A 15771-nucleotide genomic window follows, 5' to 3' on the forward strand; every position below is an offset into this window, starting at 1 on the left:
TTTGAAAAAACCTTTGATTATCCTGACCGGTCCGACCGCTGTCGGTAAGACGAAGCTGTCGATTTCGCTTGCCCAAGCGGTGAATGGGGCCATTATCTCCGCGGATTCCATGCAGGTCTACCGCCATATGGATATCGGATCTGCCAAAATCCGCCCGGAGGAGATGTGCGGCGTTCCGCATTATCTGATCGATGTGCTCGATCCTTCCGAAGAGTTTCACGTCGTGAAGTTTGTGGAACTGGCGCATGAAGCGATGGAAAAAATATACGCCGCCGGACAGATTCCGATCGTGACGGGCGGCACCGGCTTTTATATCCAGGCGCTTTTAAAAGAAGTTGATTTTACGGAATCGCACGGTGAACTGCCGATCCGGAAACAGCTGGAAGAAAAAGCAGCAACGGAGGAAGGCGCGGCAGAACTGTACCGGGAACTTTCCGAGGTTGATCCTGCTTCCGCGGAGACGATTCACCCGAATAATGTAAAACGTGTAATCCGGGCGCTGGAATATTATCACGAGACAGGACAGAAGATTTCGGAGCACAACGAGGAGCAGAAGCAGAAGGAATCTCCGTACTGTTCTGCTTATTTTGTGCTGAACGACGAACGTTCGATTCTGTATGACCGCATTGACAGGCGCGTCGATCAGATGATCTGCGACGGACTGGTTGATGAAGTTTTCCGTTTGAAAGAAATGGGATACACAAGAGATCTTGTCTCCATGCAGGGACTGGGCTACAAAGAACTGTTCCCGTATCTTGCGGGCGAATGCACGCTGGAGGAGGCCGTCTATATCATCAAGCGGGACACCCGTCATTTTGCCAAACGGCAGCTGACCTGGTTCCGACGGGAAAAGGATGTGATCTGGCTGAACAAGCCGGATTTTGACTACGACGAAGAAAAAATATTATCATATATGCTGGATCGCTGGAACGAAATCGTTTCGGCCGATGCAAAGGAAGAAGGAGAACAATCATGTTGACAGAAAAAGCTGCTATGTACAGCACACTTGGCATTTCCAAAGAGGTTTTCGCATTTGGAACGAAAATTGAGGAAGAATTAAAAGAGCGTTTTGCAAAAATTGATGAAATCGCAGAATACAACCAGTTAAAGGTCATCCACGCCATGCAGGCAAGCAAGGTCAGCGAGGCATGCTTATATGGAACCACAGGATACGGATACAATGACCTGGGACGTGATACGCTGGAGCAGGTCTATGCAACGTGCTTCGGCACTGAGGATGCACTGGTACGCCCGCAGATCGCCTGCGGAACCCATGCGCTTGCAACGGCGCTTTCCGGAAATCTCCGCCCGGGCGACGAACTGCTTTCTCCTGTTGGAAAACCGTACGACACCCTTGAGGAAGTGATCGGCATCCGCCCGTCCGTCGGATCTCTTGCGGAATATGGCGTAACTTACCGCCAGGTAGATTTAAAAGAGGACGGCTCTTTCGATTACGAAGGAATCAAAAATGCCATCAACAAAAAGACAAAGATGGTGACGATTCAGAGGTCGAAAGGATATCAGACCAGACCGACGCTTTCTGTTACCCGCATCGGTGAACTGATTGCATTTATTAAAAATATCAAACCAGATGTCATCTGTATGGTCGATAACTGCTACGGCGAGTTCGTGGAGACGATCGAACCGACCAATGTCGGTGCAGATCTGATGGTCGGATCCCTGATCAAAAACCCGGGCGGCGGACTGGCTCCGGCCGGCGGTTACATTGTTGGAAAGAAAAAGTACGTGGAAAATGCAGCATACCGTCTGCTCTCCCCGGGACTTGGAAAAGAGGTTGGCGCAACACTCGGTGTGAACGGTTCCTTCTACCAGGGATTCTTCCTGGCACCGACCGTTACCGCAGCGGCATTAAAAGGTGCTGTCTTTGCTGCAAATGTTTATGAGAAACTGGGATTTGCCGTTGTTCCAAACGGAACCGAGAGCCGTCACGACATCATTCAGGCGGTAACCTTTGGAAAACCGGAAGGCGTCATCGCATTCTGCCAGGGTATCCAGGCAGCTGCCCCGGTCGACAGCTTCGTTTCCCCGGAACCTTGGGATATGCCAGGTTACGACAGCCCAGTTATCATGGCAGCTGGCGCTTTCGTGCAGGGCTCTTCCATTGAACTTTCTGCCGATGGCCCGATCAAACCGCCGTACGCTGTCTATTTTCAGGGTGGGATTACGTGGCAGCACGCAAAATTCGGTATTCTGATGAGTCTTCAGAAACTCGTCGATGCCGGTATGGTGACATTATAATGGCAAAAAATGTGGTAATTATCGGCGGCGGCGCGAGCGGACTGATGGCGGCAATTTGGGCCTCACGTCTCGGTGCCGCGGTCACCGTTCTGGAAAAGAACGATAAACCGGGCAGAAAGCTTCTTGCGACCGGAAACGGACGGTGTAATTTTACCAATCGTTATCAGGATGCATCGTGCTACCGCACGGGAAATCAGGAGCGTGCATCACGGGTTCTCGAACAGTTTACCGAACAGGACACCGAACAGTTTTTTGAACAGCTCGGCATCCGCATCCGGAGCCGTGAAGGCTGGCTTTATCCGGCCAGCGAGCAGGCACAGTCCGTTCTTGAGCTGCTGATTTTGGAAGCCAGATTCCGAAAGGTAAAAATCAAGACACGGGAAACGGCTGTTGCAGTGGAAAAAGCCGAAAATGGTTATCTGGTGCGCACCGAAGGATGGCAGTACCCGGCTGACAGCGTCATCATCTGCTGCGGAAGCTGTGCTTCCCAGATCGCCGGTTCCGACGGAGATACACTTCGATTTGCCGATCAGCTTCAGCTCGCTTCGATTCCGTTTTTCCCGGCCCTCTGCCCGCTCCGCTGCAAAGGAAACCAGTTTTCCTCCTGGGCGGGTGTTCGGGTGCGCGCGAAGATTACGCTTCTGGTTGAAAATCAGGAGATTCTGACGGAACAGGGAGAGCTGCAGCTTACCGACTACGGTGTCTCCGGCATCCCGGTATTCCAGATTTCCCGGTTCGCTGTGCGCGCCTGCATGCAGAAAAAACGCGTTGAACTTCTCGTAGACTTCTTTCCGGAACTGACGGAATCGGAGCTTACTGCAGAACTTGTCAGACGGCAGGAAATCTGCCCGTATAAAGCGCCAAAAGAGCTTCTGATCGGTCTTCTTCCAGAAAAACTCATTCCGGTTCTGATCGGAAAGAAAAAGACTCCGGAAGAAATGGCAGGCGCCATCAAATCATATCGTTTACAGATCACCGGCCAGACCGACTTTGGAAAAGCCCAGGTGTGTGCGGGCGGCATCACGCTCGACCAGCTTACGGATTCTCTGGAATCGGTACAGCACCCTGGTATTTTCTTTGCGGGAGAAGCCCTGGACGTCGACGGCGTCTGCGGCGGCTACAATCTCCAGTGGGCCTGGTCCAGCGGAAGTGCAGCCGGAAGAGCTGCAGCAGGAGAACATGCATGATTCGGATACAGCAATTAAAGCTTCCAGTCACCCACACACAGGAGGAACTGGAACAGAAAATAAGAAAAACACTGAAAATCGGAAAACACGATCTGCAGGAAATTGAGCTCTTACGCCGCTCAATTGATGCCAGAAAGAAATCCGAATTAAAATACGTTTATCAGCTTGATGTAAAAGTAAAAGATGAGAATGCCGTACTGCGGAAGGCGAAAAATAACCAGATCGTAAAAGCGGAGAAAAAGCCACATGTGTTCCCAAAATCTGGAGAACAGACTCTTGTTCACCGGCCGGTTATTATCGGAAGCGGTCCGGCAGGACTTTTTTGTGCCTATGTTCTCGCAAAGCATGGCTACCGTCCGCTCGTTCTGGAGCGCGGCGAATCTGCAGAACAGAGAAAGAAAAGTGTCGATGCGTTCTGGAAAACCGGCGTTCTGAACCCGGAATCGAACGTACAGTTCGGAGAGGGCGGCGCCGGTACGTTTTCGGATGGAAAATTAAACACTTCGGTGAAGGATCCATCCGGCAGAAACCGTGAGGTACTCCGGATCTTCACGGAATGCGGGGCACCGGAAGAAATTCTGTACGATCAGAAACCGCACCTTGGCACCGATCAGCTCATCGGAATTGTGACAACAATGCGGAAAAAGATCGAGGCATGGGGCGGAGAAGTCCGTTTCGGAGCAAAAGTGACGGACTTTGGGATTGAAAACGGCAGACTCACTTCTGTAACCGTCAATGAAACCGAGAAGATTGCCGCGGAGACTGCAGTCCTTGCGATCGGCCACTCTGCACGCGATACCTTCTTTAAACTCTGCGAAAATAAGATCTCCATGGAAGCAAAATCCTTCGCTGTCGGCGTCCGCATTGAGCATCCGCAGAAGATGATCACGGAGGATCAGTACGGACCGGAGGCACCGGATTTCCTTGGGGCAGCACCGTATAAGCTCACCAATCAGTGTGAAAACGGAAGAGGTGTGTACTCATTCTGCATGTGTCCCGGCGGCTATGTTGTCAACGCATCCTCGGAAGCGGAACGCACCTGCGTCAACGGTATGAGTTATTCTGACCGGGAAGGTAAAAATGCGAACAGCGCTATGATTGTCACCGTAACACCGGAAGACTACCGCCCGTACCATGTAGAGGGAACGCCGGACGTACTCGATGGTGTGGCATTCCAGAGAGCGCTTGAACACGCTGCGTGGGAAGCCGGAAAAGGCAAAGTTCCGGTGCAGCTTTTTGGTGATTTCTGTGAAAACAGAGTTTCTACAGCACTTGGAGAGGTAACCCCTTCCATCTGCGGAGAATGGACTTTCGCCAATCTGCGGGAAGTTCTTCCGACGTTTATCGGAGACTCCCTTGTGGAAGGCATTCGTGCATCTGAGCGGAAAATCCACGGCTTTTCCCGTCCGGACGCCGTTCTTTCCGGCGTGGAAGCGCGTACCTCGTCACCGGTCCGCATTGTAAGAAATGAAACGCTCGAAAGTCCGTCGCTTACCGGTCTTTACCCGTGCGGAGAGGGCGCAGGCTATGCGGGAGGCATCACTTCCGCAGCCATGGACGGATTAAAAACGGCAGAGGAAATTGCAAAAAAATATATGAATTTTTCATAATTCCTATACATCTGCGGAAAGTTGTGCTAGAATGATGGGTGATTCAAACCAATGTATTCCATGAAAATTCCCGGAAGAGTGGTGGGAGGAATACATGAGAAAAAATGGATTACGAAACCTGCCGACGATGGAACAGCCATATGAAAAATGCCTGGAAAACGGCCCGGAAAGCCTTTCCGACGCGGAGCTTCTGGCTGTCATTTTACGATGTGGGGCAAGGGGAAAAACATCCCTGGAGCTCGCAAGAGAAATTCTTTCCCTTCCCGGAAAAGAGGAGGGCCTGTTAGGACTCTATCACTGTACAAGACAGGAACTTCTGCAGATCCGCGGAGTCGGGGAAGTAAAAGCGATCCAGCTCCAGTGCATCGGTGAGCTTTCCAAACGAATGGCCGCGGCCGGAGCAAGAAAAGGTCTCTGCTTTCATGATCCGGCTTCCATTGCGGATTATTACATGGAACGTCTCCGCCACGAGGATCAGGAGGTTCTTCTCTGCATGATGCTGGACACAAAAAATCAGCTTCTCGGAGAAAAGGAAATCACAAGAGGAACGGTCAATGCGACGATGATTTCGCCGCGGGAGCTTTTTCTTGCGGCACTGCAGTTCCGTGCGGTTCATATTCTGCTGGTTCACAACCATCCAAGCGGAATCCCGGAACCAAGCGGTGACGATATTACCGTGACACGGCAGATCCGGCGGGCGGGCGAAATGCTCGGCATTACCCTGCTGGATCACATTATTATCGGGGATCACTGTTATACCAGTATGCTGGAACAGGGAATCTGATCCCGAAAATCCGAGGCAGAAATGCCCAAAGGAAGGGAACAAGTTAAAGGAGCACGATGCAGATTCGAAATGTATACGGCATAGACCTTGGCACCAGTACCGTCAAAATCTATGACCTGAAGAAAGACACAATCACAAAAGAAAAAAATATGATTGCCATACGCAACCGCGAACAGGTGATTGCCGTTGGAAATTACGCATATGAAATGCACGAGAGAACGCCTTCCAATATCGAGGTAATTACCCCCATGAGCAACGGACGCATTGCGAATGTATTGATGGTAGAAGCCGTTTTGCACACGCTTCTCCATCGCTGTACGCGCCACATGGGATACCGCCCGGAGCTGTATTTTTCAGTTCCCTGCGATATGACAGAGATTGAACGGCGTTCTTATTATACGATTGCACATAAGGGAGCCTTAAAAAACTGCCGCATGTATCTTGTGGATAAACCAATCGCGGATGCGCTGGCACTTGGCATTCCGATCAACCGCACGAAGGGTTCCATGATTGTCAACATCGGAGCGCAGAGCACAGAGATTTCTGTTATCGCCAACGCGAGGGTTATTTTTTCCAGAATCATCCCGGTAGGCGGAAAACAGTTCAACGAATCGATATGCAATCTGAACCGCCGCAAAAACAATTTCCAGATTGGCTCCAAAACAGCCAAACGTGTCAAGATTGCGCTGGCGGATCTTGGAACAGACAAAAAAGAGGCGCGGAAGGTGCGCGGCGTAGATGGTGCATCCGGTCTTCCAATGGAAGGGATCATTACTTCTTCCCTCGTAAACGAAGCACTCCTTTCCGGTGTTAATGAGATCGGCGAGGAAATCAAGCATGCGCTGGAGCGTACACCGCCGCAGATCCACGATCATATCCAGAAAGAGGGTATTTACATCACCGGCGGAAGCACAAGGATTCCGAACATTGACCGCTATCTTTCGAGACAGCTCGGCTGTCCGGTGCAGCTTTCCCAGTATTATGACCTCTGTACCATCTGTGGGCTCAAGGAACTGATCACGCACGATGCGCTGCATCGCTGGGCTTACACGGTAAATAAAAAGAAGTAAATCTATCAAAAAGGACCCGCTATGAATAAGAAGAAAAAATTTCAGCTAAAAAGCAAACATTTACTTTTCATCATGACGTTCCTGTGTCTCTCCGGCATTTTAGGCAGTGCAGCAGACAAAATGCCGGTCACGCCGATCCGGGAAGCCGCAGGCTTTGTGATCATCCCGTTTCAGAACGGAATTAACCAGATCGGTGCGTATTTGACAGACTGTCTGACCGGTTTCCAGAACGTCAAAAAACTGTCTGCCGAGAAAGAGGAGCTTGAACAGAAGGTCACGGATCTGACTGAGGAAAACAATCAGCTTGTACAGGAGCAGCAGGAGCTGCAGCGTCTTCAGGAGCTGTATCAGCTGGACCAGTCCTACTCGGAATATGAAAAAGTAGCAGCACAGGTCATCTCAAAGGATCCGGGCAACTGGTATGATACCTTTGTCATCAACAAAGGATCAAATGACGGGATTCAGAAAGATATGAACGTTATTGCAGACGGCGGCCTTGTTGGACTTGTTGAGGAGGTAAGTTCCAATTCCGCTACTGTCCGCTCTATCATTGATGACTCCAGTTCCGTGAGCGCCATGACAGCATCTACCTCAGATACGTGTATTGTATCGGGTGATCTGCGCCTGATCAGCGACGGAAAGCTTGCCTTTTCCCAGCTGAATACAACCGACACGGTAGCTGAGGGCGAAAAGATTGTGACATCGAACATCAGTGATAAATACCTCCGCGGTATTCTGATCGGCTATGTCAGTGAAATCACCGAGGACTCCAATCACCTGACGAAAAAGGGATACATCATTCCTGTTGTGGATTTTCAACATATTCAGGAAGTTCTCGTGATCAAAGAATTAAAACAGCAGGGAGGAGAGTAAATGCGCAGAAAAATCACGCTTGCCTTTCTGATTCTGGCAGCTTTCCTGTTACAGACAACTGTATTTCAGTATTTTCAGATCGCGTCCGTAACGCCGAACCTTCTTCTGATTCTGACGTCCGCCTTTGGGCTGATGCGCGGAAAAAAAGAGGGACTGATGGTCGGATTTTTCAGCGGTCTGATGATTGATCTGTTCTACGGCAGCCTGTTTGGATTTTACGCACTGCTCTACATGTATATCGGTTATCTGAATGGCTTTTTCTGCAAAGTCTTCTATGACGATGATATTAAGGTACACATTGTACTGGTCGCTGCCAGCGATCTTGTCTACAGTCTGCTGATGTATGTGCTGCAGTTCCTGCTGCGCGTGCGCCTGCACTTTTTCGATTATCTGGCGCATATTATTCTGCCGGAAATGGTATACACGGTAGTGCTCTCCATTCTGCTTTACCGGCTTTTATTTATCATCAACCGTAAACTGACCGAAAATGAAATGGAAGGACAACAGTCGCCATGGCTAAGAAGATAAGAAAACTTTTCCGCAGACTCGGTGAAAACCGCACCCTATTGCTTGGTGTGGTTTTCCTTGCTATGTTTGCCGTCCTGATCGGAAGACTTTTTATCCTGCAGGTGGTGCATGGAGAAGAGTATGCGGATAATTTTGAACTGCAAATCACAAAAACCAGAACCCTTGATAGTACAAGAGGAAATATTTATGACCGGAACGGAAAACTGATCGCTGGAAATAAGGTTTCCTACTCCGTAACCATCGAGGATAACGGAACGTACAACACGACAAAAGAACGTATTCTCTCTCTGAACGCAGAACTCTATCGTCTCTGTAAGCTGATTCGTGCAAACGGAGACTCGATTGACACCAGCACCTTCCCGATTGAAGTGGATGAGAACGGTGCGTTTGTTTTTACAGGTGAAGAGGGAACGACCCGCGACCGTTTCCGTGCAGACATTTATGGACAGAAGAAAATCGACGATATGACGGCAGAACAGAAGAGTTCCAGTGCCGAAACGCTGATGACATTTCTTGCCGGACCGGACGGCTTTGGCCTGGATGCCTATTCTGACGATGAAAAATACGCATATTCTGCCAAAGATTTTGAAGAGTATGGTCTTCCATACCAGACAGACGAATCCGGAAATGCGGTCCTTTCTCTTTCCAATCAGGAGCGTCTGGAAATTCTGGTGATCCGCTATAAGATGAAACAGACGAATTATCAGAAGTATGTCCGCGTGACAGTTGCTTCCGGCGTCAGCAGCAATACAACTGCATCGATTGCAGAGAATGAAGATGTTCTGCAGGGTGTCAGCATTTCGGAAGATTCCGAGCGTGTATATTATGACGGAAAGTATTTTTCCTCTCTGATCGGTTATACGGGCCAGGCGTCCTCAGACGAGCTGACAGAACTGAATGAAGAGCTGAAGAGCCAGGGAAAAGAAGAAACGTATTCCACGGAATCCATCGTCGGAAAATCTGGTCTGGAACAGTATATGGAGACAATCCTTCAGGGAACCGACGGATCAGAAGAGATTATCGTTAATAACGTCGGAAAAGAGCTGGAAACGGTAGAAGGATCCCTGGTTGAGCCAAAACAGGGAAATAACGTCTATCTTTCGATTGATTATGACCTGCAGATTGCGGTATATAAAATTCTGGAACAGAGAATTGCCGGCATTCTGAAACAGTATCTGAGTGATGTAAAATCTGTTGATATCTCAACACTTGCCAATACGGATGCCGTTCCGATTCCAATTTATGATGTATACAATGCACTGATCGAAAACAGCACGATTGATATTTCCCATTTCTCGGCGGCGGATGCCACGGAGCGTGAGCAGCGGATCTATGCACTGTTCCAGCAGAAGCTCCAGCAGGTGCTTGCCGAGATTACGCAGGAACTGACCGTTGAAACAGCAACCGTTTACAACGACCTCAGCGATGAAATGCAGGAATATGAGACCTTCATCGTGGATAAGCTGCTTTCCAGTACGATGGGTATTCTTTCTTCAACAGCAATTGATGAGAAAGACGCCACCTATCAGGCATGGAATGACGGAACGATTTCTCTTCGTGATTATCTGACGTATGCGGCAAGCCAGAACTGGATTGATGTCTCAGCACTGACGCAGGATGATGCCTACCTGGATTCTCAGGAGGTTTATCAGAAGCTGACGGAGGTTATTCTGGACCGTCTGGCAAACAATACAACATTTGCAAAAAAGATGTATCACTATATGCTGCTGCAGGATATGCTCGATGGCTATGATATCTGCAATCTGATGTATGATCAGAACCTTCTGACGAAAGAGGATGACGATTATGCCGCTTATGTTGCAGGAAATATGACACCGTTCCAGCTTCTGTCCGATAAAATCGCCAAACTGGAAATCACCCCGGCACAGCTTGCACTCGATCCGTGTTCCGGTTCTGCTGTCATTACGGACCCGAATACCGGTGCTATTTTAGCCTGTGTTTCCTATCCTGGCTACGACAACAACCGCCTGGCAAACCAGATGGATACCGCATACTGGGCAAAATTGAATACCGATGAATCCAGCCCGCTGTACAACAAAGCAACCCAGCAGAAGACGGCTCCTGGTTCCACCTTTAAACCGCTGATGGCGGTTGCCGGATTAAGCGAAGGCATAATTACTCCGACCAGTACCATCAACTGCAACGGTCTGTTCGGGGAAGGACTTGTCAACGAATCTGACTATGTCCACTGCCATCAGTTGAGCGGCCACGGAGATCTGAACATTGTCGGTGCCATCCAGAACTCCTGCAACGTGTTCTTCTGTACGATTGGATATCGTCTGGGACTCGATGAGAACGGCACCTTTAAACAGAAGCGCTCTCTGGAAATGATCCAGAAATATGCCGATATGTTTAAGCTGGATGAAAAGACTGGAATCGAAATTTCGGAAACCGATCCGAATGTAACCGATTCCCTCCCGATCCCTTCCTCGATTGGTCAGGGTACCAACAACTATACGACGACACAGCTTGCACGCTATGTCACAACGATTGCAAATTCCGGTACGGTTTATAATCTTTCCCTTCTGCAGAAAGCAACGGATTCGGATGGCAATGACATCGATATGGGCGCAGATTTCGGCCCGACGGTAAATTCAGAAATGGATGTTGATTCCAACATCTGGGATCTGGTACACGAAGGCATGCGAAAAGTAATCAGCGTATCCAATGCGACCATTTTCCCGGAATCCTGGCCGGTAGAGCTTTCCGGAAAAACCGGTACCGCGCAGGAAGACCGTACACGTGCAAACCATGGACTGTTTATCGGCTTCTCTCACTATGAGAGCAGAGACGATATTGCTCTTGCCGTCCGCATTCCGTTTGGATATTCTTCTATGAACGCAGAGTTGGTAGCTAAGGATATCTTAGATTATTACTATGGCCTCTCAGACGATATTCTGTCCGGTCAGGCAAACTCCAACGGTGTTGCAAGCGTGAGAGCAGACTAAGGAATTTTTCCGGCAGAAACGAAGCCTGGGAAGAAAGCTGCAAAAGAGAAAGGATGCGTTTTTAAACAAAGGTTTGGACGCATCCTGCGGCATGAAAATGCAGAACAGTTTTCAACAAGGAGGTTCCAGATGAGTGAAGTCATTGTAATTACATCAGGAAAAGGCGGCGTCGGAAAGACGACAACCGCAGCAAATATCGGAATCGGGCTGGCACAGCTTGGAAAGAAAGTTGTGATGGTAGATACCGACATCGGTCTTCGAAACCTGGATGTCGTGCTCGGCCTTGAAAACCGGATTGTCTACAATCTTGTGGATGTTGTGGAGGGCAACTGCCGGATGAAGCAGGCGCTAATCCGCGACAAACGGTACGAGCAGCTCTACCTTCTCCCGTCTGCCCAGACGAGGGACAAGACAAGCGTAACGCCCGAGCAGATGAAAAAACTCTGCGATGAATTAAAACAGAGCTTTGATTTTGTTCTTCTTGACTGTCCGGCAGGCATTGAGCAGGGATTTGCAAATGCAGTTGCCGGTGCCAATAAGGCAATTGTTGTGACTACGCCGGAGGTTTCGGCCATCCGGGACGCGGACCGCATCATCGGCCTTCTGGAGGCGCAGGATCTGAGGGATATCTCTCTTGTCATCAATCGTATCCGGCCGGATATGGTAAAACGCGGTGAAATGATGTCGGTGGATGATGTACAGGAAATTCTTGCTGTTCCGCTGCTCGGCATTCTGCCCGATGATGAGCAGGTAGTAATCGCCACCAACCAGGGCGAAGCGATCGCTGGAAGCGGTTCCAAGGCAGGAGAAGCCTTTACGAATATCAGCCACAGGATCCTCGGGGAGAGTGTTCCATACTTGGATCTTGACAGCAAAAAGGGATTTTTCCGCCGCGTATTCGGGCGATAGGAGGGAACTGGTATGGGTTTATTTTCAGGCAGAAAGCCGCACTCCGGCCTCGTTGCAAAAGAACGTCTGTCCAATCTTTTAATGGCAGAACGTCTGAACTGTTCTCCGGCATCGCTTCAGATGCTGAAAAATGATCTTTCTGCTGCTGCAGGAAAATACCTTACCGTTGAGGCGGATGAAATTTCCGTCACCATTACACAAACAACCCCTGTCATACTGACAGCGAAAATACCATTGAAAAGAAACGAGGAGTATCATGTTAAGACGATATAAGCTGAAAAATTATAATTTCCGGCTGGTCATTCTTCTGATTGCCATCAGCATTATTGGTGTGCTTCTGATCGGAAGTGCAGACAGTGCAGACCAGAAAAAACAGGCCATCGGAGTCGTATTGGGCGTAGTCATCATGATTATTGTCTCTTTGCTTGACTATAGCTGGCTTCTGAATTTTTACTGGGTTCTTTACATCGGAAATCTGATGATGCTTGGCGTTCTTTATCTCGGCGGTTCTACCGCAAAAAACACGTTTGGTGCGACCCGTTGGATTCAGATCGGAAGCTTTCAGTTTCAGCCGACCGAGCTGTCAAAAATCTTTCTGATCATGTTTTTTGCGATGTTTCTGATGAAGCATGAAGAAGATCTGAATACGGCGAAAACCATTTTTACCGCGATCGGGCTTCTGATTCCGCCGCTCGTTATGATTTACCGTCAGCCGGATTTGAAAAATACGATTACGGTCATGGTTCTGTTCTGCTTTATGATGTATGTGGCGGGCTTAAGCTACAAAGTTATCGCCGTTGTTCTGGTTTCCGGTTCAGCACTGGTACTTGCGCTTCTGCTTGTCATTACGCAGGTGAATTTCCAGCTTCCGGCGGCTCTTGACAAGACGATTGGTTATCAGCTTGGGCGAATTCAGGACTGGTTAAGCGATGATGCCGACAACGCCGACGGCCGTCTCCAGCAGCAGAATTCCATTACAGCCATCGGTTCCGGAAAGCTGACCGGAAAAGGACTCAACAACAATAAAGTTTCTTCCGCAAATAAGGGAAATTTCGTTTCCCAGAACCATAATGACTTTATTTTTGCAGTGGCAGGAGAGGAACTTGGTTTCTTTGGATGCTGCGGAATCATCCTGCTCCTGTTCCTGATTCTCGTCGAATGCATCCGGACTTCCCGGAAAGCAAAAGATCTGTCAGGAACGTTGATCTGCTGCGGTATGGCAGGACTCATTGCCTTTCAGAGCTTTCTGAATATCAGTGTTGCAACCGGAATCCTGCCGAACACCGGTACACCGCTTCCGTTCGTCAGCTATGGACTGACCTCCCTTGTAACACTTTACATCGGAATGGGGCTTGTCCTGAATGTCGGACTGCAGAACCGGGATTTTGTAACCAGAAACTATGAATTACTAAGGAGGAAAACCATCAATGAACATCGGATTGATCGCGCATGATGCAAAAAAAACGCTGCTTCAGAACTTGTGTATCGCCTACCGCTCGGTACTTGCCAAGCATACTCTTTACGCAACCGGAACTTCCGGCCGTCTGGTAGAAGAGGCAACCGGACTTAACGTCCGCAAATATCTGGCTGGACACGTTGGAGGCGTTCAGCAGATGGGTTCTCAGATTGAACAGAATGATCTGGATCTTGTGATTTTCCTGCGGGATCCGGAACAGCCGAAACAGCATGAGCCGGATGTCCATCGGATTATCCGTCTCTGCGACGTACACAGCATTCCGCTTGCCACCAATCTTGCAACGGCAGAAATGCTGATCAAATCATTAGACAGAGGAGAAATGGACTGGCGTGAAATCTACCGGAGAAACGACTAATACTACAGAAAAAGAACAGAAACTGCCTGTAACGGAGAAAAACGGGACTGCTCCGGAAAAAACCGAACATATTTTAAACCGCCTGATCATCGGCGCGGGTGTCTGTGTTGCTGTTATTGCGGTTCTGATCGGTGTGAAACTGTACCGTCAGGACCGCCAGATGGACATTACAGAGCCGTTTGCGCGAAGTATGGTGCTCGCCTCCGATCCGCTTTCGGCAGAAAAACGGTTTCAGGCTGAAACGCTCTCTGCCGATCTCTGTGTCGGTGAGACGAGCGTACCGCTGAATGATATCTCGTTTTCTTCACAGGTAAAGGCCGGACTGTTTGATCTGGATCACAAAAAAGTATTGTTCGCGCAGAATATGTATGATCAGGTCTACCCAGCCAGCATCACGAAGATCATGACGGCTCTCCTTGCCATGGAATACAACCAGCCGGATACGCAGGTAACGATCACGGAAGAGGATCTTGCGCTGGAAGATGGATCCCAGATGAGTGGACTGGCCGTGGGCGATACGGTAACGATGGATCAGCTTTTCCATGCATTGTTGATTTATTCTGCCAACGATGCTGCTATGGCGATTGCCCGCCAGGTAGGCGGAAGTGTAGAGAATTTCGTTCAGATGATGAATGATAAGGCAGCTTCCCTTGCCATGACCGGTACGCATTTTGCAAACCCGCACGGTCTTCACGATGAGAATCATTACACTACTGCATATGATGTTTATCTGATGCTGTATGCTGCCTATCAGCATACGGAATTCCAGAATACGATGTCAATGTCTTCCTACACGCTGAACATAACGCATGCGGACGGTACGGCGGGAACGATCTATTTAAGCTCCACGGACAAATATCTGACCGGAGAGAAAAACGCACCGGAAAATGTGACGGTGCTCGGCGGAAAAACCGGAACGACCGATGAGGCCGGTTCCTGCCTGGCACTGGTATCCCAGAATGCATACGGAGAACCGTTTATCTCTGTCATTCTTCATGCATCAACAAAAGTGGAACTGTACGAGGACATGAACACTCTTCTTTCCAATATCAACTCCTGACGTAATCTTTTTGCAATCCCCCGGACGGCGTTTTTTCTGCCTATCCGGGAGATTGTCGTATCCGTTTAGAAAAACAGAGCTCCTTTCCCTGCGAATTAGAAGATTTTTCAGAATTTTTTCATTTTACCATTGAAAACGTTGGTGAATTGTACTATAATTAAACCATGAACTTAAAGGTTTTTGGTGAAAATATCTTATTCTAATCTAAGGAGGAAACTGCTATGGTTCAATTAATTGTAGGCAAGAAGGGAAAAGGCAAAACAAAACAGCTGTTAGACAAAGTAAATGCAGAGGTAAAAACCGCAAACGGAAATATCGTGTATATTGACAAGAGCACAAAGCACATGTTTGAATTAAACAACAAAGTACGTCTGATTTCCGCAACCGACTATCCTCTGAAAAACAGTGATGAATTTATCGGATTTATCTGCGGTATCGTTTCTCAGGACCACGATCTCGCAAGCGTTTATCTCGACAGCTTCCTGAAAGTAGCAAAACTGGAAGGAGAGGACATCACAGATTGTGTTGAACAGCTGGAAGGCATTGGCAAGCAGTATAACATTACCTTCGTATTAAGTGTCTCCATGGATAAGGAAGAGCTTCCGGAAGGCATGCAGGATAAGATTATCGTTGCACTGTAACCGAAACTGTATTATAATAATTGCATAGCGACAAAACCAAAGGACGGCG

At 48.8% G+C, this 15771-nt stretch carries 15 protein-coding genes; all 15 read left to right on the forward strand.

What is annotated here, in order from left to right; translation table 11 throughout:
* Window position 1: 1 nt before the first annotated feature.
* Window positions 2-979: a tRNA (adenosine(37)-N6)-dimethylallyltransferase MiaA gene (gene miaA / locus DWZ44_RS12140; protein WP_117509148.1), complete on the forward strand. Its 978-nt coding sequence runs from the start codon at window positions 2-4 to the stop codon at window positions 977-979.
* Window positions 973-2259 (forward strand): methionine gamma-lyase family protein, encoded by a 1287-nt coding sequence (locus DWZ44_RS12145; protein ID WP_117804967.1) that lies wholly within the window; start codon window positions 973-975, stop codon window positions 2257-2259. Before miaA ends, DWZ44_RS12145 begins: the two co-directional genes overlap by 7 nt.
* Window positions 2259-3446 (forward strand): NAD(P)/FAD-dependent oxidoreductase, encoded by a 1188-nt coding sequence (locus DWZ44_RS12150; protein WP_173813255.1) that lies wholly within the window; start codon window positions 2259-2261, stop codon window positions 3444-3446. Before DWZ44_RS12145 ends, DWZ44_RS12150 begins: the two co-directional genes overlap by 1 nt.
* The gene (locus tag DWZ44_RS12155; protein ID WP_117508924.1) at window positions 3443-5056 is read left to right on the forward strand and encodes an NAD(P)/FAD-dependent oxidoreductase; all 1614 of its coding nucleotides are present in this window, start codon (window positions 3443-3445) and stop codon (window positions 5054-5056) included. Before DWZ44_RS12150 ends, DWZ44_RS12155 begins: the two co-directional genes overlap by 4 nt.
* A 94-nt stretch (window positions 5057-5150) precedes the next feature.
* Window positions 5151-5840 (forward strand): RadC family protein, encoded by a 690-nt coding sequence (gene radC / locus DWZ44_RS12160; RefSeq protein WP_022462847.1) that lies wholly within the window; start codon window positions 5151-5153, stop codon window positions 5838-5840.
* Between the two features lie 56 nt (window positions 5841-5896).
* The gene (locus tag DWZ44_RS12165; RefSeq protein WP_055217830.1) at window positions 5897-6910 is read left to right on the forward strand and encodes a rod shape-determining protein; all 1014 of its coding nucleotides are present in this window, start codon (window positions 5897-5899) and stop codon (window positions 6908-6910) included.
* 21 nt (window positions 6911-6931) lie between these two features.
* Window positions 6932-7783, forward strand: a complete 852-nt coding sequence (gene mreC / locus DWZ44_RS12170; RefSeq protein ID WP_055228139.1) for a rod shape-determining protein MreC — start codon at window positions 6932-6934, stop codon at window positions 7781-7783.
* Window positions 7784-8311 (forward strand): rod shape-determining protein MreD, encoded by a 528-nt coding sequence (mreD, locus tag DWZ44_RS12175; RefSeq protein ID WP_022462850.1) that lies wholly within the window; start codon window positions 7784-7786, stop codon window positions 8309-8311.
* Window positions 8296-11280 (forward strand): penicillin-binding transpeptidase domain-containing protein, encoded by a 2985-nt coding sequence (locus DWZ44_RS12180; protein WP_117508925.1) that lies wholly within the window; start codon window positions 8296-8298, stop codon window positions 11278-11280. Before mreD ends, DWZ44_RS12180 begins: the two co-directional genes overlap by 16 nt.
* Before the next feature lie 129 nt (window positions 11281-11409).
* Window positions 11410-12189 (forward strand): septum site-determining protein MinD, encoded by a 780-nt coding sequence (gene minD / locus DWZ44_RS12185; RefSeq protein ID WP_022462852.1) that lies wholly within the window; start codon window positions 11410-11412, stop codon window positions 12187-12189.
* A gap of 12 nt (window positions 12190-12201) precedes the next feature.
* Complete coding sequence (locus tag DWZ44_RS12190) at window positions 12202-12462, forward strand: cell division topological specificity factor MinE (RefSeq protein ID WP_022462853.1); 261 nt, start codon at window positions 12202-12204, stop codon at window positions 12460-12462.
* A complete protein-coding gene (locus tag DWZ44_RS12195) occupies window positions 12446-13642 on the forward strand; it encodes an FtsW/RodA/SpoVE family cell cycle protein (protein WP_022462854.1) in 1197 nt (398 codons plus the stop codon). The genes DWZ44_RS12190 and DWZ44_RS12195 overlap by 17 nt, the downstream gene beginning before the upstream one ends.
* Window positions 13617-14021, forward strand: a complete 405-nt coding sequence (gene mgsA / locus DWZ44_RS12200; RefSeq protein ID WP_022462855.1) for a methylglyoxal synthase — start codon at window positions 13617-13619, stop codon at window positions 14019-14021. The genes DWZ44_RS12195 and mgsA overlap by 26 nt, the downstream gene beginning before the upstream one ends.
* On the forward strand, window positions 13996-15081 hold the full coding sequence (locus DWZ44_RS12205; protein WP_242991096.1) for a D-alanyl-D-alanine carboxypeptidase family protein: 1086 nt from the start codon (window positions 13996-13998) through the stop codon (window positions 15079-15081). Before mgsA ends, DWZ44_RS12205 begins: the two co-directional genes overlap by 26 nt.
* Window positions 15082-15302: 221 nt before the next feature.
* Window positions 15303-15722 carry a hypothetical protein gene (locus tag DWZ44_RS12210; protein WP_022462857.1) on the forward strand — a complete coding sequence of 140 codons (420 nt, stop codon included), beginning with the start codon at window positions 15303-15305 and terminating at the stop codon, window positions 15720-15722.
* The last annotated feature ends 49 nt before the right edge of the window (window positions 15723-15771 follow it).

The organism is Blautia sp. AF32-4BH (assembly GCF_003460565.1).
Taxonomy (GTDB): domain Bacteria; phylum Bacillota; class Clostridia; order Lachnospirales; family Lachnospiraceae; genus Fusicatenibacter; species Fusicatenibacter saccharivorans.

Coding starts and splice junctions, on each gene's coding strand:
- mgsA (WP_022462855.1), top strand. CDS start 13,617: ATGAACATCGGATTGATCGCGCATGATGCAAAAAAAACGCTGCTTCAG.
- DWZ44_RS12190 (WP_022462853.1), top strand. CDS start 12,202: ATGGGTTTATTTTCAGGCAGAAAGCCGCACTCCGGCCTCGTTGCAAAA.
- DWZ44_RS12150 (WP_173813255.1), top strand. CDS start 2,259: ATGGCAAAAAATGTGGTAATTATCGGCGGCGGCGCGAGCGGACTGATG.
- DWZ44_RS12145 (WP_117804967.1), top strand. CDS start 973: ATGTTGACAGAAAAAGCTGCTATGTACAGCACACTTGGCATTTCCAAA.
- DWZ44_RS12165 (WP_055217830.1), top strand. CDS start 5,897: ATGCAGATTCGAAATGTATACGGCATAGACCTTGGCACCAGTACCGTC.
- mreD (WP_022462850.1), top strand. CDS start 7,784: ATGCGCAGAAAAATCACGCTTGCCTTTCTGATTCTGGCAGCTTTCCTG.
- DWZ44_RS12180 (WP_117508925.1), top strand. CDS start 8,296: ATGGCTAAGAAGATAAGAAAACTTTTCCGCAGACTCGGTGAAAACCGC.
- DWZ44_RS12155 (WP_117508924.1), top strand. CDS start 3,443: ATGATTCGGATACAGCAATTAAAGCTTCCAGTCACCCACACACAGGAG.
- minD (WP_022462852.1), top strand. CDS start 11,410: ATGAGTGAAGTCATTGTAATTACATCAGGAAAAGGCGGCGTCGGAAAG.
- radC (WP_022462847.1), top strand. CDS start 5,151: ATGAGAAAAAATGGATTACGAAACCTGCCGACGATGGAACAGCCATAT.
- mreC (WP_055228139.1), top strand. CDS start 6,932: ATGAATAAGAAGAAAAAATTTCAGCTAAAAAGCAAACATTTACTTTTC.
- DWZ44_RS12210 (WP_022462857.1), top strand. CDS start 15,303: ATGGTTCAATTAATTGTAGGCAAGAAGGGAAAAGGCAAAACAAAACAG.
- DWZ44_RS12195 (WP_022462854.1), top strand. CDS start 12,446: ATGTTAAGACGATATAAGCTGAAAAATTATAATTTCCGGCTGGTCATT.